This is a genomic window from Faecalibacterium sp. AM43-5AT, from assembly GCF_003603345.1.
In the GTDB taxonomy this organism is placed as follows: Bacteria; Bacillota; Clostridia; order Oscillospirales; family Ruminococcaceae; genus Faecalibacterium; species Faecalibacterium taiwanense.
The window spans coordinates 51,148-75,428 of the sequence record NZ_QVGZ01000001.1; the positions used below are offsets into that span (position 1 = coordinate 51,148).

At 57.6% G+C, this 24,281-nt stretch carries 21 protein-coding genes; 20 read left to right on the forward strand and 1 reads right to left on the reverse strand.

All coding sequences use genetic code 11. The features are described from left to right. Positions 1-6: 6 nt before the first annotated feature. From DW937_RS00285 to DW937_RS00335, 12 genes are all read left to right on the forward strand, one after another. Positions 7-867: a carbohydrate ABC transporter permease gene (locus DW937_RS00285; protein ID WP_097778345.1), complete on the forward strand. Its 861-nt coding sequence runs from the start codon at positions 7-9 to the stop codon at positions 865-867. Positions 868-939: 72 nt separating this feature from the next. Further along, positions 940-2,736 (forward strand): beta-glucuronidase, encoded by a 1,797-nt coding sequence (gene uidA, locus DW937_RS00290; RefSeq protein ID WP_120119720.1) that lies wholly within the window; start codon positions 940-942, stop codon positions 2,734-2,736. A gap of 5 nt (positions 2,737-2,741) precedes the next feature. After that, complete coding sequence (locus DW937_RS00295) at positions 2,742-3,902, forward strand: glycoside hydrolase family 88 protein (RefSeq protein ID WP_120119722.1); 1,161 nt, start codon at positions 2,742-2,744, stop codon at positions 3,900-3,902. Beyond that, positions 3,902-5,590, forward strand: a complete 1,689-nt coding sequence (locus tag DW937_RS00300; protein ID WP_120119724.1) for a DUF2264 domain-containing protein — start codon at positions 3,902-3,904, stop codon at positions 5,588-5,590. Before DW937_RS00295 ends, DW937_RS00300 begins: the two co-directional genes overlap by 1 nt. 96 nt (positions 5,591-5,686) lie before the next feature. Beyond that, the gene (locus DW937_RS00305; RefSeq protein WP_120119726.1) at positions 5,687-8,695 is read left to right on the forward strand and encodes a glycoside hydrolase family 2 TIM barrel-domain containing protein; all 3,009 of its coding nucleotides are present in this window, start codon (positions 5,687-5,689) and stop codon (positions 8,693-8,695) included. A 456-nt stretch (positions 8,696-9,151) separates the two neighbouring features. After that, entirely contained in the window at positions 9,152-9,661 is a 510-nt protein-coding gene (locus tag DW937_RS00310; protein ID WP_243111390.1) for a hypothetical protein, read from the forward strand. 206 nt (positions 9,662-9,867) lie between these two features. After that, entirely contained in the window at positions 9,868-10,146 is a 279-nt protein-coding gene (locus DW937_RS00315) for a hypothetical protein (protein WP_243111391.1), read from the forward strand. Between the two features lie 3 nt (positions 10,147-10,149). Next, positions 10,150-10,272: a hypothetical protein gene (locus DW937_RS15360; protein ID WP_256372187.1), complete on the forward strand. Its 123-nt coding sequence runs from the start codon at positions 10,150-10,152 to the stop codon at positions 10,270-10,272. 170 nt (positions 10,273-10,442) lie between these two features. Continuing rightward, complete coding sequence (locus tag DW937_RS00320) at positions 10,443-11,474, forward strand: SPFH domain-containing protein (protein ID WP_097778340.1); 1,032 nt, start codon at positions 10,443-10,445, stop codon at positions 11,472-11,474. Continuing rightward, positions 11,474-11,674, forward strand: coding sequence for a PTS ascorbate transporter subunit IIC (locus DW937_RS00325; protein WP_005940562.1), 201 nt, complete (start codon positions 11,474-11,476; stop codon positions 11,672-11,674). The genes DW937_RS00320 and DW937_RS00325 overlap by 1 nt, the downstream gene beginning before the upstream one ends. A 117-nt stretch (positions 11,675-11,791) precedes the next feature. Next, positions 11,792-12,124, forward strand: coding sequence for a hypothetical protein (locus DW937_RS00330; RefSeq protein ID WP_120119729.1), 333 nt, complete (start codon positions 11,792-11,794; stop codon positions 12,122-12,124). A 237-nt stretch (positions 12,125-12,361) separates the two neighbouring features. Then, on the forward strand, positions 12,362-13,204 hold the full coding sequence (locus DW937_RS00335; protein WP_120019592.1) for a response regulator: 843 nt from the start codon (positions 12,362-12,364) through the stop codon (positions 13,202-13,204). 154 nt (positions 13,205-13,358) lie between these two features. Here DW937_RS00335 and hisS read toward each other — a convergent pair whose 3' ends face one another. Continuing rightward, on the reverse strand, positions 13,359-14,600 hold the full coding sequence (hisS, locus tag DW937_RS00340; protein WP_120119731.1) for a histidine--tRNA ligase: 1,242 nt from the start codon (positions 14,598-14,600) through the stop codon (positions 13,359-13,361). A 123-nt stretch (positions 14,601-14,723) separates the two neighbouring features. Between hisS and DW937_RS00345 the strand changes: the two genes are divergently transcribed. The 8 genes from DW937_RS00345 (at position 14,724) to DW937_RS00380 (ending at position 24,249) form a co-directional block, all read left to right on the forward strand. Next, on the forward strand, positions 14,724-15,941 hold the full coding sequence (locus tag DW937_RS00345; protein WP_120119734.1) for an MFS transporter: 1,218 nt from the start codon (positions 14,724-14,726) through the stop codon (positions 15,939-15,941). 296 nt (positions 15,942-16,237) lie between these two features. After that, complete coding sequence (locus DW937_RS00350) at positions 16,238-16,939, forward strand: hypothetical protein (RefSeq protein WP_015537775.1); 702 nt, start codon at positions 16,238-16,240, stop codon at positions 16,937-16,939. 17 nt (positions 16,940-16,956) lie between these two features. Beyond that, positions 16,957-17,955, forward strand: a complete 999-nt coding sequence (locus tag DW937_RS00355; RefSeq protein ID WP_097778332.1) for a GGGtGRT protein — start codon at positions 16,957-16,959, stop codon at positions 17,953-17,955. A 110-nt stretch (positions 17,956-18,065) separates the two neighbouring features. Then, on the forward strand, positions 18,066-19,982 hold the full coding sequence (locus DW937_RS00360) for a flavocytochrome c (RefSeq protein WP_120119736.1): 1,917 nt from the start codon (positions 18,066-18,068) through the stop codon (positions 19,980-19,982). Further along, positions 19,979-20,377 (forward strand): NusG domain II-containing protein, encoded by a 399-nt coding sequence (locus tag DW937_RS00365; protein WP_120119738.1) that lies wholly within the window; start codon positions 19,979-19,981, stop codon positions 20,375-20,377. The genes DW937_RS00360 and DW937_RS00365 overlap by 4 nt, the downstream gene beginning before the upstream one ends. Positions 20,378-20,639: 262 nt before the next feature. After that, entirely contained in the window at positions 20,640-22,283 is a 1,644-nt protein-coding gene (locus DW937_RS00370; protein ID WP_120119741.1) for an HlyD family efflux transporter periplasmic adaptor subunit, read from the forward strand. A 14-nt stretch (positions 22,284-22,297) separates the two neighbouring features. Continuing rightward, on the forward strand, positions 22,298-23,047 hold the full coding sequence (locus DW937_RS00375) for an ABC transporter ATP-binding protein (protein ID WP_118528235.1): 750 nt from the start codon (positions 22,298-22,300) through the stop codon (positions 23,045-23,047). Continuing rightward, positions 23,044-24,249 carry an ABC transporter permease gene (locus DW937_RS00380; RefSeq protein WP_120119743.1) on the forward strand — a complete coding sequence of 402 codons (1,206 nt, stop codon included), beginning with the start codon at positions 23,044-23,046 and terminating at the stop codon, positions 24,247-24,249. The genes DW937_RS00375 and DW937_RS00380 overlap by 4 nt, the downstream gene beginning before the upstream one ends. The last annotated feature ends 32 nt before the right edge of the window (positions 24,250-24,281 follow it).

A 24,281-nucleotide genomic window follows, 5' to 3' on the forward strand; every position in this document is an offset into this window, starting at 1 on the left:
GAAGCTATGGCAACCGCTGTTATTAAAGACCACGCTTCCCAGAAGCGCCGCAACTTCATCTCCAAGTTCCTGATTTATTTCTTCCTCATCGTCATCACAGCCTGTATGCTGCTGCCCTTTTTGTGGATGCTGTCCTCCTCCTTTAAGCTGAATAAGGACGTGTTCGGCTTCCCCATCCAGTGGATCCCCAAAAATCCGCGCTGGCAGAACTATGTGGACATCTGGACGCAGATCCCGCTGCTCACCTTTGTGAAGAACACGGTCAAGATCACCGTGGTGGTCACCCTGCTGCAGCTGTTCACCTCCTCCTTTGCGGCCTACGCCTTTGCCAAGATGCAGTTCAAGGGCAAGAATGTGCTCTTCCTCGGCTACATTGCCACCATTGCCGTACCTTGGCAGGCCTACATGGTGCCGCAGTTCATGATGATGAGCTCGTGGCACCTGAACAACACCCATCTGGCCATCATGTGCCTGCAGGCCTTCAGTGCCTTTGGTGTGTTCCTGATGAAGCAGTTTTACGAGGGCGTGCCCACTGAGCTGTGTGAGGCTGCCCGTATCGATGGCCTGAGCGAGTACGGCATCTGGTGGCACATCATGCTGCCCCTCAGCCTGCCCGCGCTGTCCACCCTGACCATCTTCACCTTCGTGAACACCTGGAACGACTTCCTTGGCCCCCTGATCTATCTGACCAAGACCGAGCTCAAGACCATCCAGATCGGTCTGCGCATGTTCATCACCCAGTATTCCGCAGAGTACGGCTTGATCATGGCAGCCTCTGTGGTGGCACTGATCCCGGTGCTGATCGTGTTCCTCTCCCTGCAGAAATACTTTGTGCAGGGCGTGGCATCCACCGGCATCAAGGGTTAAACAAATCACCCGTAAGCGGGGCGTGGGCAGTACCTGCGCCCCGCAGTTTTGTTTGAATAGAGGAAATGCGTTATGTTATATCCTGAACAGAATGAAGCTCGCCTGAAGCTGAGCCTTGACGGTACATGGGAGTTTATGCTGGGCAACTGCGAGGAAAATCGGTTCGACCCCGCAGAGCCGCTGCCGGATGCCCAGCCCATCGCCGTGCCTGCCAGCTACAACGACCAGAACGACCAGACCACCGCCCTGCGCCGCCACTACGGCTGGGCGTGGTATCAGCGGCAGGTCACCCTGCCCGCCTTCTGCACCGGGCAGCGGGTGGTGCTGCGGTTTGGCTCGGTGACCCACACCGCAAAGGTCTGGCTGAACGGCCGGCTCATTGCGCAGCACAAGGGCGGCTTTACTCCCTTTGAAGCAGATGTCACCGCCCTGCTGCGCCCCGGCAAGACTGCACTGCTGACCGTAGCCTGCGACAACCGGGTGAACCACAGCACCCTGCCGGTGGGCAACGAGGACGGGCAGCTGGCCTTCTTTGGCTCGGACAATGCGGGCATTCCCAGTGTGGAGGCTGCAAAGCGTGCCGCCGCACCCCAGAACCGCCCCAACTTTGATTTCTTCAACTATGCCGGCATCCACCGCTCGGTGGTGCTCTACACTACCCCTAAAGAGTACATTGAGGATGTGACCGTAGTGCCCGCCGTGGACGGCACGGTGCAGTACACGGTAAAAACCACCGGCGGCGCACCTGTCCATGTCACCGTGCTGGACGCTGACGGCAACGCCGTAGCACAGGCAGAGGGCGCAGCGGGCACGATCACCATCCCGGAAGTGCACCTTTGGGAGCCAAGACCCGGCACGCCCTACCTGTACACCCTCCACATCACCTGTGGGGCAGACGTCTACGACCAGACCTTTGGGGTTCGCAGCATTGAGGTGAAGGGCACCCGGGTGCTTTTGAACGGCAAGCCGTTTTACTTCAAGGGCTTTTGCAAGCACGAGGACTTTACCGCCCACGGCCGCGGATTTGACCCGGTGCTGAACGTAAAGGACGTGAACCTGATCCACTGGGCAAACGCCAACGCTGTGCGCACCAGCCACTATCCCTATGCCGAGGAGTTTTACGACCTGTGCGACCGGGAGGGCATTCTGGTCATGGACGAGACCCCGGCGGTGGGCATCGGCGGCGGAGCTGCGCTGAACCCCTACAAGGAATACCCCCTTGCGGAGCATCACCGGCAGGTGCTTGCCGAGATGATCCAACGGGACAAAAACCACCCCTGCGTGGTGCTGTGGAGCCTTGGCAACGAGCCGGATCTGGAGCACTTCCCGCAGGATGCCTACAACTACTGGCACCCGCTGTATGAGCTGGCGCATCAGCTGGACCCGCAGGATCGCCCGGTCACTCTCGTCTGCTGCCAGAACGACTATACCAGGGATATCACCACCCGCACCATGGATATCGTCTGCATCAACCGCTACTACGGCTGGTACAACCTTTCCGGAGACATGGACGCTGCCTGCTATGGCTTGAATCAGGAACTGGATTTCTGGGGATCCCAGCACAAGCCCGTGATGATGAGCGAATACGGCGCGGACACCGTGGCAGGCTTGCACACTGCCGGAGCAGAGATGTTCAGCGAGGAGTTTCAGGTGGAGTTTTACCGCCGTCTGGATGCAGAGTTTGACAAGCGCCCGTGGTTTGTGGGAGAATTTGTCTGGAACTTTGCTGACTACGACACCGTGCAGGGCCCCATGCGGGTGGACGGCAACAAAAAGGGTCTGTTCACCCGGGATCGCCGCCCCAAGCTGGGAATGCACTTTTTGCGCCAACGATGGCACGATATTCCGACCTTTGGATTTAAGGAGTGATCACGATGAAAACCTACCAAAACCACGCTATGACCGATGCCGAGGCAAGGCAGGCTCTGGCCGATGCCTGCAAGCAGGTGGAGACCAATCTGCCGCTGTACACCTACCAGTGTCAGAACCATTCCAGCGTGAACAATATCTACCCCGGCTGCGCTAACGATCAGTGGACCTGCGGCTTCTGGCCGGGGGAGATCTGGCTGGCCTACGAGGCTACCGGCGACGAGAAATTCAAGACCGCCGCCCTCATTCAGGTGGACAGCTTTGCCGACCGCATTGCCCGCAAGGTGGAGGTAGACCACCACGACATGGGCTTTTTGTACAGCCCCACCTGCGTGGCAGCGTGGAAGCTGGTGGGCAGCGAAAAAGGCAAAAATGCCGCCATCGCTGCCGCCGACCAGCTGCTGACCCGTTACCAGCCCAGCGGAAAGTTTTTGCAGGCCTGGGGCACCATGGATGACCCCGACAATTACCGCTATATTATCGACTGTATGCTGAATGTTCCGCTGCTGTACTGGGCCGGCGAGACCACCGGAAACGACCACTACCGGGAGATCGCGGCAGCGCATACAGCAACCACACTGGCAAATTCCTTCCGGCCGGATGGCAGCACCTACCACACCTTCTTCATGAATCCGGACGGCACCCCCAAGGGCGGCCGCACCTGTCAGGGCTACAAGGATGACAGCTTTTGGGCCAGAGGGCAGGCATGGGGCGTGTACGGCAGCGCCATCGGCTACACCTACACCCATGATGAAAAGTTCCTCGAGGTGTTCCGCAAGGCGCTGGAGTTTTATCTCTCCCGCCTGCCGGAGGATCTGGTGCCCTGCTGGGATATGGTCTTTGCCCCGGAAAGCGGCGAGCCGAGGGACAGTTCCTCGGCGGCTATCGTGGCCTGCGGCCTGCTGGAGGCTGCAAAATATGTGGACGAAACAGAAGCTGCCCAGTGGCGCACTCTGGCCCGGCAGATGCTGGGCAGCCTTGCGGCACACTATGCCGTCAAGCCCGGCACTCTGGGCTCCGGCCAACTGCTCCACGGCACTTACAGCAAAAAAAGCCCCTACAACACCTGCACCCCGGAGGGCGTGGATGAATGCACGAGCTGGGGCGATTATTTCTACATGGAGGCGCTGACCCGCCTGACCAAAGACTGGGAGATGTACTGGTGATGAACTTGCAGACCAAAGCGGATTTTACCGCGCTGATGCACAAATTTCTCGACCCGCTCAAACCGTATTATTCCGCAGGCTGTGCCCGGCTGCATCTGGGCGAGACCGGCGTGACCTACAACCGGAGCGCCATTGAGCTGGAAGCCTTCAGCCGCCCGCTGTGGGCACTGGTACCCTTCTGGGTGGGCGGTGGCTCTGACCCGCAATTTGAAGAAATCTACCGCAAGGGTCTTGCCGCCGGTGCCGACCCGGAAAACCCCGAATACTGGGGCACTACCGGGGAGTACGACCAGTGCTATGTGGAAATGGCTGCCATTGCCTGCGGCATCCTCACCGCGCCGGAAAAGCTCTGGACACCGCTTTCGGACACCGAAAAGCAGAACCTTGCCGCATGGCTGGGGCAGATCAATGTCCACACCATCCCGGACTGCAATTGGCAGTTCTTCCGCATTCTGGTAAACCTTGCCCTCAAGAGTGTGGGGATGTCCTACAGCCCGGAGCTGCTGGAGGACGGCCTTTGCAAGATCGACAGCTATTACAGCGGCGACGGCTGGTCTACCGATGGTGCCAGCATCCAGAAGGATTACTACATTCCTTGGGCCATCCAGTATTACGGGCTGCTGTACTCTAAGCTTGCCGCCGACACCGACCCCCGGCGCGCAGAACTCTACCGTCGGCGCGCCCAGCTGTTTGCACAGCAGTTCGTCTATTGGTTCGATGCCAACGGTGCAGCGCTGCCCTTTGGCCGCAGCCTGACCTACCGGTTTGCCCAGAACAGCTTCTGGGCAGCCTGCATCTGGGCTGGGTTGGAACCGCTGCCTCTGCCGGTAATGAAGGGGCTCATCGTCCGCAACTTCAACTGGTGGCTGGAACAGAAGATGTTCGACCGGGACGGCATTCTGACCATCGGCTACTGCTACCCGCAGATGTATATGGCCGAGCGGTACAACGCCCCGGGCAGCCCTTACTGGGGCATGAAGAGCTTTTTGCTGCTTGCTCTGCCGGACGACCACCCCTTCTGGTCTGCAGAGGCCGCTCCCATGCCCGCATTAGAATGGCTCAAACCCATGCCCTACGCCAATATGCTGGTGCAGCGCCGTGCAGGCCGGGTGACGGCCTACGCCGCCGGTGTCAACGAGGGACACGGGCATGGGCAGTTCCCGGAAAAGTACGCAAAATTTGCCTACGATACCCGCTTTGGCTTCTGCGCCTCCCGCAGCCGTGAGGTGCTCAATCAGGCTGCACCGGACAGTATGCTGGCCTTTGTCATCGACGACAATGTGTTTGTGCGCAAGGTGAGCAAAACGTGGAAAATTGAAGCAGGGGCTGTGACTGCGCAGTGGTCACCTTTCCCCGGCATTGAGGTGACCACCACCATTACCCCCACTTCCACCGGCCACCGCCGCCACCACGAAATTGACAGCATATACGAATGCGATGCCTACGACTGCGGCTTTGCCGTGCCTAATTTTGCGCCGGACTACAAGGAATGCGCCGAGGATGGCCTTGCCACCGCCAGCTGCGATACCTTGCGCAGTGCCGTGGCAGGCAGGGGAGAGGCCGTTGTCATTGGCTGTGACCCCAACACCAGCCTGTATTTTACCAACGTCCACCTGCCTGCCGTAAAGTACCACATCCCCAAGGGGCATACAGAGCTGGATACCGAGATTTTTGACGAAGCAGACTGATGCCGCTTCTCTCCGGGAAAAAGTCGTTTTTGTACGGCTGATTTTCCTATTTGCTGTGCTATAATGAGAGCAGAATTATGCTGCGAGGTGAAATTTATGCCCTTGAATAACCCGATCACCCCGGCGCTGCTGGCCGACCCGGAAATTTTTCAGCAGAACCGCCTGCCTTTCCACGCCCATTTTGCGGACCAGACCAGCCCAGAAATGCCGCTCGTCGTCAGCTTGGACGGCGCGTGGAGCTTCCGCTATGCAGAAAATCTCACCGCCCCCTTCTCGGAGTGGGACACCCTGACCGTGCCGGGCTTTATCCAGCTGCAGAGTCTGCAAAAGCCCGGTCACCCCTACGGCACGCCCCATTACGTCAACACCCAGTACCCATGGGATGGTCATGAAAAGCTGCATCCCGGCGAGATCCCGCAGGCGTATAACCCCATCGGGGAGTACCGGCGCAGCTTCACCCTGCCGGAAAACTGGGCAAGCTGCTACCTGCGGTTGAACGGTGCGGACAGCGCCGCCGCCGTCTGGTGCAACGGGGTGTACATCGGCTACACCGAGGATGCCTTTACCCCCGCTGAATTTGATATGACCGCCGCCATCCACCCCGGCGAAAATACCCTGACTGTGCAGGTGTACCGTTTTTGCTCCGGCAGCTGGCTGGAAGATCAGGATTTCTGGCGCATGAGCGGTTTGTTCCGCTCGGTGGAGCTGTTCACAAAACCGGAAGTTCACCTCGAGGATGTCTTTGTGAAGCAGAGTTTTGCAGATGATTTTTCCAGCGCAACCGTCACCTTTGATTGCAAGGTCAGCGGCGCAGGCACCATCTCGGTGGTGTTTGACGGCGAGGAGCAGTCTGCCGAGGTGGGTGAGCCTGCCGAATACGACAGCGGTGTGGTGTTCGGCAAGGGCGAGGCTGACCCGGATGTGGAGGAGGACGTGCAGGATGTTTCCTTTACCTTTGCGGTGGAGCACCCTGCCCTGTGGAGCGCCGAACAGCCGAACCTGTACGAGGCAGAAATTGCCCTGCTGCGCGAGGGTGCTCTCGTGGAACGCACCGGGCTGAAGGTCGGTCTGCGCAGGTTTGAGCTGAAAGACCGTCAGATGCTTTTGAACGGCAAGCGCATCGTGTTCAAGGGGGTCAACCGCCACGAGTGGAGCTGCCGCACCGGCCGCACCGTCAGCCGGGAAGAGATGCTGTGGGATGTGCAGAACCTCAAGACCCACAACGTCAACGCCGTGCGCACCAGTCACTACCCGGACGACCCGTATTTCTTACAGCTTTGCGATGAATACGGCTTGTATGTCATCGGGGAGACCAATCTGGAAAGCCACGGCACATGGCAGAAGCTGGGTGCGGACGGCTCGGACAAATGGACGCTGCCCGGTGCCCGGCCGGAGTGGCGGGAGAATGTGCTTGCCCGGGCCGAAGCCATGCTGGAACGGGACAAAAACCACCCCGCTATCCTCATTTGGTCTTGCGGCAACGAGAGCCACGGCGGCAAGACCCTGTGGGAGATGAGCGAATACTTCCGCCACACCGACCCCAGCCGTCTTGTGCACTACGAGGGCATTTTCTGGAACCGGGAATACCCCGCCACCTCCGATATGGAAAGCCAGATGTATACCCCGGTGGCGGACATCAAAAAGTTTCTGGCAGAGCACCCGGAAAAGCCTTTCATCATGTGCGAGTACAGCCACGCCATGGGCAACTCCAACGGCGGCATCACCGACTACACCGAGTATGCCTACGAAGAGCCGCTGTATCAGGGCGGGTTTATCTGGGAGTACATGGACCACGGCATCGCGGTGACAGAACCGGACGGCAAGCCCGGCTTTGCCTACGGCGGGGACTTTGGCGACCGCCCCACCGACCGGGAGTTCTGCGTGGACGGCCTTGTGCTGCCCGACCGCCGCAATACCCCCAAGATGGATGCGGTCAAGGCGGCATACGCGCCGCTGAAAATCACCCTGACCGACACCGAAGCCGTGATTGAAAACCGGAACCTCTTTACCGACCTGAACGCCTACGACCTTGTGTTTGCATCCTCGGTCAACGGCAAGCCGGAGCGTCGCGCGGTACTGCGGGCAGACTGCGCACCCGGCAAGACTGTGCACATCGTGTTCCCGTTCGCTCTGCCGGAAACAGGGCTTTCCTGCATGACCATTACCGCTATCCAGCGGGCTGCGCTGCCCGGCATCACGGCGGGCTATGAAGCCGCCTTTGGGCAGGTATGGCACGACCACACCACTGCCCGGCTGACCCTGCCCGCCCCGCAGCTGGTGGAGATGGATTACAACATCGGCGTAAAGGGCGAGGGCTTTGAGTACATCTTCAGCCGGGGCAAGGGGCTTGTGTCCATCCGCTATAACGGCGTGCAGCTGCTGGACGATACCGTGCGCCCCAACTTCTGGCGTGCGCCTACCAACAACGACGAGGGCTGCGCAGAGCCGTTTGCATCTGCCTTCTGGAAAACCGCTGGACTGTATGCCCGCTGCGATAACCTGACTGCCGAAGCAAAGGGTGAGTTCGTCACCGTCCGCGCAAACTACACCCTGCCAGATGGGCAGACGCTGCCCATTGATTTTGCCATCGACGGCGCAGGTCGCTGCGATATCACTATGACATGGCAGGGCGAGCACACCGAACTGCCGGAGTTCGGGCTGCTCTTCCCGCTGCGGCGGGAACTGACCGAGGTCTCCTATCTGGGGCTTGGCCCCCGGGAGACCACCGCTGACCGCACCGCAGGCGGTAAGATGGGTGTGTGGAACTACAACGTCCGGCAGGATTTTGCCCAGTATACTCCGGTCTATCCGCAGGAGTGCGGCAGCCGCACCGGCGTGTACAGTGCAACTGTCACCGGCAGCATCCCGGGTATCGGTTTTGCAGGGGACGGCATGACCTTCTCGGCACTGCCCTATACGCCCCATGAGCTGGAAAACGCCCGCCACCTCTATGAACTGCCCCGGGACGACAGTAAGACTGTTGTCCGCTGCGCGGCCTTCCAGCGCGGCGTTGGCGGCGACAACAGCTGGGGCGCAAAGCCCCATGCGGACACCTGCTTTGCGGTGGAGAAGGGAACCTCGTTCCGTTTTATGATCCAAAAATAAAAATTCACTTTGGTCTTATTGCAAAACCGTCACAAGATAAAAATTAACGCAACATACAAATAGTATATTTGCGATACATTGACCGTGCCGTCTCTGCCAAGACCGATAACCGTTTGCAGTTCCGCTCTTGATTTTTTACATTTCGCCGCTCCGGCGGCATACAAAATTCCCCTTCGCTGACTTCATCGGCCAGTGTAGGGGGATTTTTTGTTTGTAGATTTCTTTGTGCAAATTGCTATCGCATTTTTATTTTGCAACAGCCTCTTTTTTGTTATATAAACCTGAGAATCATTGCGCGGGGTATCGTGATTGTGCTACAAATTTTTATGAAATTATATGCAGCTATACGATTTTGAGAAATTTTGTAGACGAGTGAACAAACTTGGATTAAATTTAAGCTACAGTAGATAGTGTTCTGAAATTCGCGGACTTCTTCTCTTCGATGGAGGAAACAGTATGAAAAAGATGATTGCAGGAATTCTCTGTCTTGTGCTGGCACTTTCATTATCTGGCTGCGGAACAAATGCTCAAAGTTCAGATACATGTAATGCGAACTACGAAGAGGGATACACTGCTGGCTACGAAGCAGGGTATCATGATGGAAAACAGCAAGTGACCGGAAATAAAAAGCGATTTGCGCAGTTTTCGGGTTCTTTTACAGCTACTGTTGAGCAGCTCCTGCCTGATTATTACGCACTTCCGGAAAAAACGATTGCCGTTGTTCACTTCTTTCAGGACAGGCCATTTTTGCTTCATTTCCAGAAGGACTTGACAGGCGAACTGATTGAAGGAACATCTTATGTGTTTGAGTTTGAAACTTTTCAAGTTGAACTTCCCGAGGATGAAGAAGATCTGGATATTTTAGATTATATGTATTCAATAAATGTTACCGGTTATAGAGCTGCAGAAGATGATGAACTCGGAACGGATAGCAAGCTGCCAACGGTTGAAATCGTATTGAAGTAAGCTGCCAAGCTGCTTTACAAGAAAACGCGGAGATGAGCAGTATACATTGCAGATAGGATTCAAACGTCGTATGAAGAACACATTTTCAAAAAATAAAACTTGCTCCGGATTTTTGCTGATCGTATTTTCAGCATATATGCTATGCTATCTTCTCTCTCAAACAGTGCTTCGTGAGATTTATCTGTTTATAGCAGTTTGCGTTTTTAATGCACAAGCAACATCCGCAAACTGCATATCGCAAATATGCCGTTTTAATAGGCACTATTTTTGAAAATTGCGATAAATGGACAGCAGACCATTATTATTTGTGTCTATGGGCTGCATCTGGCATTTTCTGTTTTCCGGAAATGTATAATGCAGCTCTGATCACAACAGTTGGAAACGGGGCAGGAATTCTGCTTAGCCAGTTGTTGGGTGATTTCATCATCAAAATAAATGCAGCAAAAATCACGCCGGATCTGTACATAAATATCGGAGAAGAGTAATATATGGGAAGCTTCGGAAAGATATCGGTAAAATATGTGTTCAAGGCAGAGGAGTTCCAGAAGGCATTCGATACCCTTGCAGACCGCAACAGCGGCGCTGGCAAGGTGGTGCTGACCTTCGCCTGAGAGCAAGTGCCCTTTACATTATTAAAAGATAAACAAAAAGGAGCTGCTGCACAGTGTTTGTGCGGCGGCTCTTTTTTTGCCTGCGGAGGACTTGACAAGAATGATATAAAGTGATATGATTTTGATATCACAAAGAAACACTTCCGCACCCTGTGAAGGAGGGAACTGTTATGGAAGAGAAAATTCTGCAGACGAAAAAGAACGGCATGGTCATGCTGCTGCTCACCCTGCTGGGCTATGCTGTTACCGTCCCGCTGTTTTTCTACAGCATCATTCTGCTGGACGAAAGCCTGTTTCCGGGCATCCTGCTCACGATCTTGTCCATCGCATACTGGGTGGCGGGCATCTTCCTGTTCTGCGGCCTGAAGGTGTTAAAGCCCCAGGAAGCACTGGTGCTCACCCTGTTCGGCGATTACATCGGCACCCTGAAGGGACAGGGCTTTTACTGGGTGAATCCGTTCTGCACTGCAGTCAACCCGGCAGCTGGCACCAAACTGAGCCAGAGCGGCGATGTGAACAGTGGCGAAACCGGCATGGCGGTCCTGCTTAAGGCAGGTAACAGCAGTTCCCAGACCGCAGAATCGACCAGCAAGAAGATCTCGCTAAAAATGATGACCCTCAACAACTCCCGCCAGAAGATCAACGATTGTCTGGGCAACCCGGTGGAGATCGGCATTGCGGTCATCTGGCGCGTGACCGATACCGCAAAGGCCGTGTTCAATGTGGACAACTACAAGGAGTACCTCTCCCTGCAGTGCGACAGCGCTCTGCGCAATGTGGTGCGCGTTTACCCCTATGATGTGGCTCCCAATGTGGACACCACCGGCGACGGCGTAGCCGATGAGGGCAGTCTGCGCGGCTCCTCGGAGGTGGTAGCCGCCCGCATCCGGGACGAGATCCAGAAGAATGTAGCCGAGGCCGGCATCGAGGTAGTGGAAGCCCGCATCACCTATCTGGCCTATGCGCCGGAGATCGCGGCCGTGATGCTGCAGCGCCAGCAGGCAAGCGCCATCATCGATGCCCGCAAGATGATCGTGGACGGTGCTGTGGGCATGGTGGAAATGGCCCTTGAACGCCTGAATGAGAACAAGGTAGTGGAGCTGGACGACGAGCGCAAGGCGGCAATGGTCTCCAACCTGCTGGTGGTGCTGTGCGGCAACCGTGATGCCCAGCCCATCGTGAACAGCGGCAGCCTGTACTGATGGCAGAACCAAAAAAGCAGGTGCCCCTGCGCCTGAACGCGAAGCTCTACGATGCCCTTGCCGCCTGGGCCGAAGATGACTTCCGCTCGGTGAACGGGCAGATCGAATATCTGCTGACGGAGTGCGTGCGGCAGCGCAAAAAGAACGGCAAGTATGTCTCGGACCAGATCGATGTGCCGCCTGAACTGGATATCAAATAAAATACCAATTGGCCCCGGCTGTGCGGATGAACTTTGCATGGCCGGGGGTTTGTGTTTATCTGTGGCTCCCTAAAGGCTGAAAATGCGAAATTTCCTGCCGGAAAATAATGAAAATGCATGGACAGTCGGCTGATCGTGATAGACAGCAAAAACAAGACTGTCCGTCAGCTCAAGATCGACTGCGACACCATGGCAGAGGTTACGGTGCTGGATATGCTGGGCAATCCGGTAGGCACCACCCAAATGCAGATCAGCCTTGCCCATGGCTTTGGCGATGGCAGGGAAGAAAGCTGCGGCTACGCCCGCGACGCAGTCTCGCGCCTGCTGCAGGGCGAGAGCATCGATTTTTACCGTGCTCAATCAGGTGGACTACGACAACTATATGGGCCGCAAGTACTACAAATCCTACTCAAAGTATGGAAAGTACGGTTATTACAAAAAGTATTATAAGCGGAGCCACGAAGCAGAGAAAAAATGAGCGGATCTACGGATTATAATGCGCACTTCGCCTTGGGAAAGATGCCTCTTTCAGCCGGCTGCTTCATGAAGAAACGGATGGGGAAGGAACGTCTTTTTGTAAAGAAGTGTGGAGCTTCTGTCTTTTTGTGCAAAAAAACTTGCGAATCAAAGGACAAAGTGTTAAACTGAAAAAGAGAACATGTATGGTAAACTTGCGGGGGTGTACGAATGAAGATACTGGTCGTCGATGATGGACAGCTTGCGATCAACTCGCTGATCCGCATCCTGTGCCGCGTTGCACCCGACTGCGACTATATCAGCGCCATGACGACCGAGGATGCACTGAGCTGGATGCGTCAGGGGCCGATGGACGCGGCTTTCCTCAATCTGGAAATGCCCGGCATGAACGGGCTTGCTTTGACGCGCATGATCCAGAAGCTGCAGCCGCGCTGCAACATCATTGTGGTAACAGAGCACCCGGAGTATGCGCTGGAAGCGCTGCAGATCTTCGTGAGCGGCTTTTTGCTCAAGCCTGCAAACGAGGCGGATGTGCGCAATGTGCTGGAGCATCTGCGCTACCCGCCGGAGAATGCCCCTGTCGGCATCAAGATCCAGTGCTTTGGCAATTTTGAGATCTTCGTGGGTGGGCGCGCTCTGGCCTTCAAGCGCAGCAAGAGCAAGGAGCTGCTGGCCTATCTGGTGGATCGCAATGGTGCCACCTGCACCAACGGCGAAATGCTGGCCGTGCTGTGGGAGGATAAGCCAGACACGGCATCGCTGCACAGCCATCTCCGCAATCTGATCTTTGACCTGAGCCATACGCTGGAGGATGCAGGTGTTACCGGCCTGCTCATCCGCGGCCGCAGCACACTGGCGCTGGACACCAGCAAGGTGGATTGTGATTATTACAATTTCCTGCGGGGCAACCGCTCGGCCACCAATTCCTACCGCGGCGAGTATATGACCCAGTATTCTTGGGCAGAGGTGACACGTTCGGCGCTGCGCCAGCAGGCAAATGTGCAGAAAACAGCCTCGATCCCCAGTTACTATGTGCCGCCTACCGGCTTTTAAACCAGAAAAACAAGAACACCTCAGAAAATCGCTCGATTTTCTGAGGTGTTCTTTCTTGACATGAAAATACCCCCAGAGCACTCAGAGTTTTGTTTTTACCCTGTCTACTCTGGGGGCAGCATATCAAAAGTAAAGGGGCTTTGTGTGCAATTATTTACTGCTGCGCAAAAATTTTGATCTCATCCTTATCCATAAAGGCGGCACCGGAAAAACCGGAAGCTTCCAGCTGGCCCAACTGTTTGCCCAGCTTCTTGGCCTGCTGCAGAACGGTGACATTGTAGCTGCTGCGCAGGTCTGCAGCCTTGGCAAGAACGGCGGTGAAGTCGGCATCCTTGCCGTACAGCAGGGCGATCTTCTGCTTTGCGCCGGGGATCTGGTAGCCCTGTTCCAGCAGGATGCCACACACCCGCTCGAAGCCGATGGAGAAGCCCACGGCGGGCACCTGAGTGCCCAGGAACTTGCCCACCATGTTGTCGTAGCGGCCGCCGCCGGCCACGGCACCGCTGAACTGCGGACAGGTGATCTCAAACACCATGCCGGTGTAGTAGCCCTGACCGCGCACCAGACTGGGACAGTAGGCTACCTGATAGCGGCCTGCAGCCATGGCGTTGGCGGTGGCCAGAACATACTTGAGGTCGTCGGCAATGGCGGGATCTGCGCAGCGGGCAGCCACGGCGTCCAGCGTGACTTCGCCTGCGGCAATGAAGTCGGCCAGTGCGTTGATGGCATTTTCCGGCAGCTGCTTTTCGGTCAGCTCAGCCTTCACACCATCGGCACCGATCTTGTCCATCTTATCAAAGGTGATGCAGACGGAATCCAGCGTATCGGCGGAAAAACCCATGCTCTCCAGCATGCCGCGCAGGATGCGGCGGTCGTTGATGTTGACGGTGAAGCCGGTGAAGCCGATGTTCAGCAGGGCACGGGTGGTCACGTCGATCAGTTCCACCTCGGCATTGGGGGAAGAATCGCCCAGAATGTCGATATCGCACTGTACGAACTCGCGCAGACGGCCCTTCTGCGGGCGCTCGGCGCGGAACACACGGTCGGTCTGGATCACCTTGAAGGGGCTGGGCAGCTTATCCTTGTTGGCGGCATAGTAGCGGCTCAGCGGCAGGGTCAGGTCATAACGCAGGCCCATATCGGAAAGCTGCTTGGGGTCGCCGGAGTTCAGGGCGGCGGTGAGCTTATCACCGCGCTTGAGCACCTTGAAGATCAGGTTCAGGTTGTCGCCGCCGTCGGATTTGTCCAGATTTTCCATATCCTCCAGCATGGGGGTGGAAATGCGCTCGAAGCCGGACGCGCGGTAGGTCTCCAGAATTTTGCCCTGAATGTAATCGCGCAGGGTCTGCTCTGCGGGCAGCAGGTCGCGCATGCCCTTCAATGCCTGTGTTTTCATAAGATGGTTCCTCTCTATATAAATCAATGTAAATACCTTTACCTTATTCATTATAAAGAAATCTGCCGTTTTGTCAATTGAAATGGGCACACTGTAAAGGGAAAACCATTCGGAGGACAGACGATGAAACAACAATTTACAGCAAAACATCCGTGGACCATCCTTGCGGCGGGCGCAGCCATTCAGGTGCTCACGGGCATCCCGGCGGCGTGGGGCGTATTCCAACAGCCGGTAATGGAGGAGTACGGCCTGAGCGAGCAGGGGGCAGGCTATGCCTTCGGCATCCTCATTGCGGCGTTCGGCGTGGGGTGCGTCCTCGGCGGCTTTCTGCAGGACAGCCGAGGCCCGCGGTGTGCGGCTCTGTGGGGGACAGCACTGCTGTGCGGCGGATTTTTTGCAGCGGCCATGCTGCCGGGCGGCAGTGCGGTCAGCTTCTTTCTGGCATTCAGCATCCCGGCGGGGCTGGGCACGGCGTTTCTGTACCCGTCCATCCAGTCCTGCGCACAGAAGTGGTATGCCGGGCGCAAGGGCCTTGCCACCGGCGTGATCGGCGGGGCGGTGGGGCTTTCCGGTGCGTTCCTCACCGTGTTCGTGCGCACAGCGGTCAGCGGCTTTGGAATCGTGCAGGGCATCCGGGGCGCATTTTGGGCACTGGGGGCCGTCACGCTGCCCGTCTGCCTTGCGGGCAGTCTGCTGCTGCAGGACCCGCCGCAGGATGCCGAAAAACAGCAGCAAAACGACAAAAATACCATTGACCTTTCCCCGTGGCAGATGCTGAAAACAAAGCAGTACTGGCTGTGCGCAGGCGCGGTGTGTTTTTCCACCCCGGCGGTGCTTCTGTTCAGCCCCATCATCCTGAAGCTGGGCGTGGAGCGGGGGCTGGACGAAAGCGCTGCATTGTGGAGCGTGGTGCTGGGCAGCGTGGGCAGTGCGGCGGGCCGCCTGCTGATGCCCATGCTCAGCGATAAGATCGGCCGCAGACCAACCGACCTGATTTTATTTGCGGTGTCGCTGGGGCTTTCGGCGGGGTTTGCCTTTGCGCAGGGCTGGTGGGTGATCGCCTGTTATGCGGGGCTGACCTTCTGTTACTCCGGCCTTGCGGCGGTGCTGCCGGCCCTTTCCACCGATCTGTTCGGCTTCCCGCACGCAGGGGTGAACTACGGTTTTCTGGCACTGGGGCAGAGCGTGGGCAGTCTTGTGTTCCCGTTTGCAGCCAACCTCTGGGGGTTGGAAGCCGGGCGGCACTGGCTTGCCGTGGGCGGCGCAGCGGCGGGCTTTGCGGCCATGTGGGTACTGAAGCCTGCTGGGCAGACACCGCGCAGGCAGGACACAGGAGCGTGAAATTTGCCCTCTTGACATAGTTGACAAAAACTTGACGAATGAAATGACAAAAGCATCCGAATTGACAGTTAGCGGAAGGCAACTGCAAATAGTTTTGATGTTTTTTACCGGAAATGTATTGCAAAATCCGTCAGCTTTCTCTATAATAAAATCATGCGTGGTAGTACCGGTGAAGGCGCTGAAAGAGAGCGGCGCGCCCGGTCAGATGCAAGCAGCAAAGGGCAGCGGCTGTGCCGGCAGGGCGCGGCGGCGGCTTTGTGCTGCAAAGCAACATTTGTCAAAAGGAGAGTATGATTATGACCTATTCGCAGCAAGTACAGAATATGTGCCCGATCACCAAAGGTCCTAAGCATGGTCCGGCTCCCATCCCCGAAGAGGGCGCATGGGTCAAGGCCTATGAGATCAAGGACATCAGCGGCTACACCCACGGTGTGGGCTGGTGCGCACCTCAGCAGGGTACCTGCAAGCTGTCCCTGAACATCAAGAACGGTGTCATCGAGGAGGCTCTGGTGGAGACCATCGGCTGCTCCGGTATGACCCACTCTGCTGCTATGGCAGGCGAGATCCTGCCCGGCAAGACCATTCTGGAAGCTCTGAACACCGACCTGGTGTGCGATGCCATCAACGTTGCTATGCGCGAGCTGTTCCTGCAGATCGTTTACGGCCGCAGCCAGACCGCTTTCTCTGAGGACGGTCTGCCCATCGGCGCAGGTCTGGATGACTTGGGCAAGGGCCTGCGCTCCATGACCGGTACCATCTTCTCCACCAAGGAGAAGGGTGTCCGTTATCTGGAGCTGACCGAGGGCTACATCAACAAGCTGGCTGTGGATGCCAACGATGAGGTCATCGGCTATCAGTTCGTCAAGCTGGGCAAGATGATGGAGGATATCCGTCACGGCAAGACCCCCAACGAGGCTTATGAGAAGAACGTGGGTACTTACGGCCGCTTCAGCAAGGAGCAGGGTGCTGTGAAGTACATTGACCCGCGTGAGGAATAAGAGAGGAGGAACAACTCATGGCAACTTTTGAATCTATGGATCGCCGCATGCCGAAAATCGAGGCATGCCTGAAGGCTAACGGCCTGGAGTCTCTGGACGCTTGCAACGAGATGCTCCTCGCTAAGGGCATCGACTGCGATAAGATCGTGCGCGGCGTTCAGCCCATCTGCTTTGATAACGCTGTCTGGGCATACACCCTGGGCACCGCCATCGCCGTCAAGCGCGGCCTGACCGATGCTGCCGAGTGCGCTGCTGCCATCGGCGAAGGTCTGGAAGCTTTCACCATCCCCGGCTCTGTCGCTGAGCAGCGTCAGGTCGGTCTGGGCCATGGCAATCTGGGCGCTCGTCTGCTGAGCGAGGACACCACCTGCTTCGCTTTCCTGGCAGGCCACGAGTCCTTTGCAGCTGCTGAGGGTGCTATCGGCATCGCCCGCACCGCAAACAAGGTCCGCAAGACCCCCCTGCGCGTCATCCTGAATGGCCTGGGCAAGGATGCAGCTTACATCATCTCCCGTATCAACGGCTTCACCTATGTGCAGACTGAGTATGATATCCCCACCCAGACCCTGAAGGTCGTCAAGGAAATCCCCTTCTCTGAGGGTGAGCGCGCAGCTGTCAAGTGCTACGGCGCAAACGACGTTATGGAAGGCGTTGCCATCATGAAAAAGGAGGACGTTCAGTGCTCCATCACCGGCAACTCCACCAACCCCGTCCGCTTCCAGCATCTGGTTGCCGGCACCTACAAGAAGTGGGCCATCGAGAACGGCAAGAAGTACTTCTCCGTCGCTTCCGGCGGCGGCACGGGCCGTACCCTGCACCCCGATAACGTGGCCGCAGGCCCCGCAAGCTACGGCCTGACCGACTCTCTGGGCCGTGTGCACGGTGATGCTCAGTTCGCTGGCTCTTCCTCCGTGCCCGCACACGTTGAGATGATGGGCCTGATCGGTATGGGCAACAACCCCATGGTCGGTGCTACCGTCGCATGCGCTGTTGCTGCAGCTCAGGCTAACGCCTAAGTCTTTTCTAAGTTTCAGCGAGGGGGAACTGCTTTCCGAATGAGCAGCTCCCCCTTTTTTGCTGATAGATGTCCGAACACAAGCAACCCGAATATGAGAAGGAAGAAACAATGAAAAAGAATCAGATCCGCAAGAGCGTGGCTGCGCTGGCCATGGCGGTTGTTGTGGGTGTCAGTCTGCTGGGCTACGGCTGCGGCAGCAAGCCCGCTTCCACCGCAGGCGGCGTGTCCGGCGATTTCACCGGCACTGCCAAGGGCATGGGCGGCGATGTTACCGTTACCCTGACGCTGGAAGACGGCAAGATCACCGGCTGCACCGCTGAGGGCAAGGATGAGACCCCCGGCATCGGTACGCTGGCACTGGAGCAGCTGCCCGCTCAGATCGCTGAGACCGGCAGTATCGCCGTGGACGGCGTGTCCACCGCGACCATCACCTCCAACGCCATCAAGGAGGCAGCAGCCGCTGCCCTGACTGCCGCCGGCCTGAACGCCGACGACTATAAGATCGAGGTCAAGGCCGACGCGACCAAGGCCGAGGATTCCACCGTTGACGCTGACGTTGTCATCGTGGGTGCAGGTGGCGCAGGCATGACCGCTGCCATCACCGCTGCTGCCGAGGGCAAGAGCGTTGTGATCGTGGAGAGCCAGGCCATGGTGGGCGGCAACTCTGTGCGCGCTACCGGCGGCATGAACGCCGGCAAGACCGTGTATCAGGATGAGAACGAGTTCGGCGAGTCTGCCGGTGTCGAAAAGACCCTGAAGACTGCTGCTGAAAAGTACGCTGACAACGAGACCATCACCGCTCTGGCAAAGACCGTCTCTGAGCAGTGGGCAGAGTACCAGAAGAACCCCACCGGCTACTTCGACTCTGTTGAGCTGATGGAGCTGGACACCATGATCGGCGGCAAGGGCATCAACGACCCTGCTCTGGTGGAGACCCTGTGCTCCAACTCTGCTGATGCCATCGACTGGCTGGACGAGCACGGCATCACCCTGCACAGTGTTTCCAGCTTTGGCGGTGCATCCGTCAAGCGCATCCATCGCCCTGTGAACGCAGAGGGCAAGACCGTTTCTGTCGGTTCCTACATGATCCCCCTGCTGGAGGAGAACTGCGAGAAGGCCGGTGTCCAGATCCTGCTGAACACCACCGCCAACGAGATCCTGACCGATGCGAGCGGCGCTGCTGTGGGCATCAAGGCCACCGGTTCTACCGGCGAGACCGTCACCGTGAACGCCAAGGCTGTGGTGCTGACCACCGGCGGCTTCGGCGCAAATCTGGACATGGTCACCGAGTACAAGCCTGAGCTGAAGGGCTTCATGACCACCAACGCTGCCGGCGCTCAGGGTCAGGGCATTGAGATGGCGACCGCGATCGGCGCTGGCACCGTGGATATGGACCAGATCCAGATCCACCCCACCGTTGAGGCCAACACCGCTGCCCTGATCACCGAGGGTCTGCGCGGCGACGGCGCTGTGCTGATCAACGCCGAGGGCAAGCGCTTCATCGACGAAGTGGGCACCCGTGACGTGGTCTCTGCTGCTGAGATCGCTCAGACCGGCAGCTACAGCTGGCTGGTGGTCGATCAGGCTATGGCCGATGCTTCCAGCGTCATTCAGGGCTACATCAAGAAGGGCTTCACCGTGACCGGCGAGACCTACGAGGAGCTGGGCAAGGCAATGGGCGTTGATGAGGCTGCTTTTGCCGAGACCATGAAGACTTGGAATGGCTATGTTGAGGCCAAGAACGACCCCGACTTTGGCCGCACCAGCTTTGCAAACCCGCTGGATACTGCTCCGTACTATGCAATCAAGGTCACTGCTGGTGTGCACCACACCATGGGCGGCCTGACCATCAACACCAACACCGAAGTCCTCAAGGAGGACGGCACTGTGATCCCTGGCCTGTTTGCAGCAGGTGAGGTCACTGGCGGTGTGCACGGTGCAAACCGTCTGGGCGGCAACGCTGTTGCAGACTTCACCGTGTTTGGCCGCATTGCAGGTAAGGCTGCCAGCGACTACGCTGCATGAGTACCCGCAAAGCACCTGAAAACGCTTCCGGCTCCAAAGGCCTGAAGCCATGGATGAAGAACCTGATCTTTGCTGCAGTGATCCTTGTGCTGGCAGCAGCGCTGTATTTCGGCGTGCGCGCAGCACACAGCAGCAAGGGCAGCGGCCTGCAGGCCACCGTCGATTTTGGCGATGGCATCACCGAGACTCTGCCGCTGGATACAGACCACGATTACCTGTATGATGTGGGCAATTATGTCGTGCATCTGCAGGTAAAGGATGGTGCCATCGCGTTTTTGGACAGTCAGTGCCCGGATCATGTGTGCGAGCAATTCGGCTGGCTGGACAAGGACGGCGCATGGGCTGCATGCGTCCCTGCCGGGGTGTATGTGGTAGTGGAAACTACAGTTGAATAAAGATCGTGCTTCAAAAAAGAGGCAGTACCCTGCAAGAGCGGGGCACTGTCTCTTTTGTTTTGTCTGGAAGGCAAAAGAGGGCACGGTGTGAAAGTTGGATAAAACTTTGACATAAATGCGTCAAAACAAAATTTAGACGCTTGTGTAATAGACGAAAATGCGATAAACTAACAATAAACTCTTTATCGCGCGCTTTTGCAAAGCCTGCGCCCGATACCGAAACCAGGGCATGCCCTGAAAGATACAGGAGGAAACAGCAAGCATGATCTTTAAAAAGAAGCAGGATGCTACGGTACAGCAGACGGCTGCGGGTGAGGCAAAGCCCGCAGCGAAGGGCGGCAAAGCAGCAGCCTTTTTCCGCAAGAACTGGAAATGGATGGTGCCGGTGGTGTGCGTGGCCGTGCTGGGCGGATGGTTCATCCTGCGCCCGGACAAGGCACAGGACACCAATGTGGATGTGAGCTATGTGCAGACCACGCCGGAAAAGCGGGATCTGTCCAACTCCCTCAGCGGCACCGGCACTCTGAACCCGGCCAATACATATAACGTCAAATCGCTGGTGGCAGGCAAGGTGCTCACCAGCACCATTGAGGAAGGCGACATTGTGGAGGAAGGCACTGTGCTGTACACGGTGGATGCCTCCGATGCCACCACCAAGGCAGAGCAGGCATCCATCACCCTGCAGCAGGCACAGCGCAGCTACGATAAGACCGTGGACCGCCAATATGTGCGCGCCGAGGTGGCAGGTGTTGTGAGTACCCTCAAGGTAGCCAAGGGCGACGAAGTGACCAGCGGTCAGGAAGTGGCGGTCATCCGTGACAGCTCCAAAATGGTGCTGCAGCTGGAGTTCCCGGCAGCGGATGCCGCCACCTTCTCGGTGGGCCAGAGCGCAGAGGTGACGCTGGACGGTACCTTTGAAATGCTGACCGGCACCGTGACCGCTGTGACCGGTACCGATGCCCTGAGCACCGGCAACCTGCTCACCCGCACCGTGACCATTGCTGTGCGCAATGCAGGCGGCCTGACCACTGCGCAGGCAGCAACGGCAACCATCAATGGCGTGAACTGCATTGCTGCCAAGTGCTTTGAGTATCAGGCGGAGCGCACCCTGACTGCCCTTGCCGCCGGTACCGTGACGGCCATCAATGTGCCGGAAGGCGGAGCCGTGAACAAGGACGATATCGTGCTGCAGATCAGCGGCGAGGACCTTACCGAGGCCATCCAGTCCGCAGCCGAGACCTTGCGCAGCGCAGAGCTGAACATGGATAACCTGCAGGAGGCCATGAACAACTACACGGTCACTTCGCCCATCAGTGGCACCATCATTGAAAAGAACGCCAAGGCCGGTGATGCACTGGCCACCGGTGCCGACCTGTGCACCATCTACGACCTGAGCTATCTGGTCATGGTCATCAATGTGGACGAGCTGCAGGTCAGCGATGTCTCGGTGGGCCAGAGCGTACAGGTGACGGCGGATGCAGTGCCGGATAAGACCTATACCGGCACAGTGACCCGTGTTTCCATGAAGGGTACCTCCAGCGGCGGCACCACCACCTACCCGGTCACGGTGCGCATCGATGAGACCGAGGGTCTGCGCCCCGGCATGAATGCCAACGCAGAGATCATGACCGCGGAGGCGGGGAACGCTCTGGCGGTGCCCAATGCAGCCATCGTGCGCGGCGGCTATGTGTTGGTGACCAAGGATTCGCCCAGTGCCGCCAATGCAGACCCCGATATGACCGCACCGGAAGGCTATGTGTACGTTCCGGTCAAGACTGGTGTGAGCGACGATGACTATACCCAGATCATCAGCGGTGTCACCGGTAATGACACTGTGGCCTATGATCCCAGCTCTGTGAGCACCGATGACTATTACGACGATGGCAGCAGTGTCATGATGTTTTAACGCAGGAGGAAGCGATGAGCGCTCTGATCGAGTTTGATGAGGTGTGCAAGTATTACCAGATGGGTGATACCACGGTAAAAGCAGCAGACCACATCACCATGAAAATCGAAAAAGGCGAGTTCGTGGCCATCGTCGGCCAGTCCGGTTCCGGCAAGTCCACCTGTATGAACATCATCGGCTGTCTGGATGTGCCCACCCACGGAACCTACCGGCTCAACGGCAGGGATGTGGGCAAGATGAACCGCAACGAGCTGGCTGCGATCCGCAACGAGATGCTGGGCTTTATCTTCCAGCAGTACAATCTTTTGCCAAGGCTCAACCTGATGGAGAACGTGGAGGTGCCGCTGGTGTATGCGGGCATTGGCCGCGCCGAGCGCCACGCCCGGGCCAAAGAGGTGCTGGAGCAGGTGGGTCTGGGCGATAAGCTCAGGAACCGCCCCAACCAGCTTTCCGGCGGCCAGCAGCAGCGTGTTTCCATCGCCCGGGCACTGGTGCGGAACCCGGCGGTCATTCTGGCCGACGAGCCTACCGGCGCACTGGACAGCCACACCGGCCGCGAAGTGCTGGGAATGCTGCAGCAGATGCACGATGAGGGCCACACCGTGGTGCTCATCACCCACGATAATTCCATTGCGGTGCAGGCAGACCGCATCATCCGTCTGGAGGACGGGCGGGTGGTCTACGATGGCGATGCCCATGCACCGGAAGCCATGGTGCAGCCCACGCTGCTGCCGGAAACGCCGGATGAGGAGGAAAAAGCATGATCATTGAAACCTTCCGTCAGGCCATCCAGAACGTGTGGAGCAACAAGCTGCGCACCTTCCTTACCATGCTGGGCATCATCATCGGTGTTATGGCAGTCATCGTCATCGTGGGCTTGGGCAACGGCATGACCAAGAGCATGCGCGACAGCTTTTCGGCACTGGGCACCAACACCCTTTCGGTGCAGGTGTGGGGCAACGGCTCCCGCACTGTTCCGGTGGAGGAAATGTACAAGCTGCCCACGAAGTACCCGGAGCTGATCCAGTCCATTTCGCCGCAGATCGATTTCAGAGGCAGCGGCACGCTGAAGATCGGAACCAACAGCTACCGCTGGTCCAACATCAGCGGTGTGGACGAAAACTATTCCGTTATGAAGAACTACCAGATCGCGCAGGGACGCGGTCTGCAGTACATGGATATCAAGGACAACAAGCAGGTGTGCGTCATCGGCGATTATCTGAACCGCGTAGCCTTTGGCGGCAACGGCTTGGGCCAGACGCTTAAGATCGGTGCCAACAAGTTCCGCATCGTGGGCGTGCTGGCGGCAAAGGTGAGCGACCCGGACATGCAGCAGGGCAGCGACGACGACTGCGTTTATCTGCCCTATACCACGGCCATGCGCCTGTCCAGCCAGAGCATAGTGAGCAACTATGCCGCAGTCATGGAGGATGAGAGCCGCGCCAACGAAGCAAAGTCTGCAGTGGAAGGCGAGCTGCAGCACCTGCTTGGCTCGGATAACGGCTATTACGTCTACAGCGCCAGCGAGTGGCTGGAGGAAATGAACAAGATGATCAACATGGTCATCGTGATCCTGACCGGCATTGCCAGCATTTCGCTGCTGGTGGGCGGCATTGGCATCATGAACATCATGCTGGTGTCGGTGACTGAGCGCACCCGCGAGATTGGTATTCGCAAGGCACTGGGTGCCAAGGAACGCACCATTCTGTCGCAGTTCGTGGTGGAAGCAGCCACCACCTCGGCGCTGGGCGGTGTACTGGGTATTGCACTGGGCTACATCGTATCCATGGTGGCGAACCGGCTGCTGCCCATGTTCACCAGCGGCACAACGGTCACGGTCAGCCCGTCCTTCAACTCCATTGCGGTGGCCTTTGGCATCTCGGTGGGGATTGGCGTGCTGTTCGGCTACCTGCCCGCAAAGCGCGCAGCGCGGCTCAACCCCATTGAAGCATTGCGCTATGACTGAACTCTTCTCAGCCGGCGTTGCGCCGGACTGCC

Bases quoted from the DNA above. Each gene is read 5' to 3' on its own strand.
- DW937_RS00285 (WP_097778345.1), top strand. From the start codon at position 7: ATGGCAACCGCTGTTATTAAAGACCACGCTTCCCAGAAGCGCCGCAAC.
- uidA (WP_120119720.1), top strand. From the start codon at position 940: ATGTTATATCCTGAACAGAATGAAGCTCGCCTGAAGCTGAGCCTTGAC.
- DW937_RS00295 (WP_120119722.1), top strand. From the start codon at position 2,742: ATGAAAACCTACCAAAACCACGCTATGACCGATGCCGAGGCAAGGCAG.
- DW937_RS00300 (WP_120119724.1), top strand. From the start codon at position 3,902: ATGAACTTGCAGACCAAAGCGGATTTTACCGCGCTGATGCACAAATTT.
- DW937_RS00305 (WP_120119726.1), top strand. From the start codon at position 5,687: ATGCCCTTGAATAACCCGATCACCCCGGCGCTGCTGGCCGACCCGGAA.
- DW937_RS00310 (WP_243111390.1), top strand. From the start codon at position 9,152: ATGAAAAAGATGATTGCAGGAATTCTCTGTCTTGTGCTGGCACTTTCA.
- DW937_RS00315 (WP_243111391.1), top strand. From the start codon at position 9,868: ATGCACAAGCAACATCCGCAAACTGCATATCGCAAATATGCCGTTTTA.
- DW937_RS15360 (WP_256372187.1), top strand. From the start codon at position 10,150: ATGGGAAGCTTCGGAAAGATATCGGTAAAATATGTGTTCAAGGCAGAG.
- DW937_RS00320 (WP_097778340.1), top strand. From the start codon at position 10,443: ATGGAAGAGAAAATTCTGCAGACGAAAAAGAACGGCATGGTCATGCTG.
- DW937_RS00325 (WP_005940562.1), top strand. From the start codon at position 11,474: ATGGCAGAACCAAAAAAGCAGGTGCCCCTGCGCCTGAACGCGAAGCTC.
- DW937_RS00330 (WP_120119729.1), top strand. From the start codon at position 11,792: ATGGACAGTCGGCTGATCGTGATAGACAGCAAAAACAAGACTGTCCGT.
- DW937_RS00335 (WP_120019592.1), top strand. From the start codon at position 12,362: ATGAAGATACTGGTCGTCGATGATGGACAGCTTGCGATCAACTCGCTG.
- hisS (WP_120119731.1), bottom strand. From the start codon at position 14,600: ATGAAAACACAGGCATTGAAGGGCATGCGCGACCTGCTGCCCGCAGAG.
- DW937_RS00345 (WP_120119734.1), top strand. From the start codon at position 14,724: ATGAAACAACAATTTACAGCAAAACATCCGTGGACCATCCTTGCGGCG.
- DW937_RS00350 (WP_015537775.1), top strand. From the start codon at position 16,238: ATGACCTATTCGCAGCAAGTACAGAATATGTGCCCGATCACCAAAGGT.
- DW937_RS00355 (WP_097778332.1), top strand. From the start codon at position 16,957: ATGGCAACTTTTGAATCTATGGATCGCCGCATGCCGAAAATCGAGGCA.
- DW937_RS00360 (WP_120119736.1), top strand. From the start codon at position 18,066: ATGAAAAAGAATCAGATCCGCAAGAGCGTGGCTGCGCTGGCCATGGCG.
- DW937_RS00365 (WP_120119738.1), top strand. From the start codon at position 19,979: ATGAGTACCCGCAAAGCACCTGAAAACGCTTCCGGCTCCAAAGGCCTG.
- DW937_RS00370 (WP_120119741.1), top strand. From the start codon at position 20,640: ATGATCTTTAAAAAGAAGCAGGATGCTACGGTACAGCAGACGGCTGCG.
- DW937_RS00375 (WP_118528235.1), top strand. From the start codon at position 22,298: ATGAGCGCTCTGATCGAGTTTGATGAGGTGTGCAAGTATTACCAGATG.
- DW937_RS00380 (WP_120119743.1), top strand. From the start codon at position 23,044: ATGATCATTGAAACCTTCCGTCAGGCCATCCAGAACGTGTGGAGCAAC.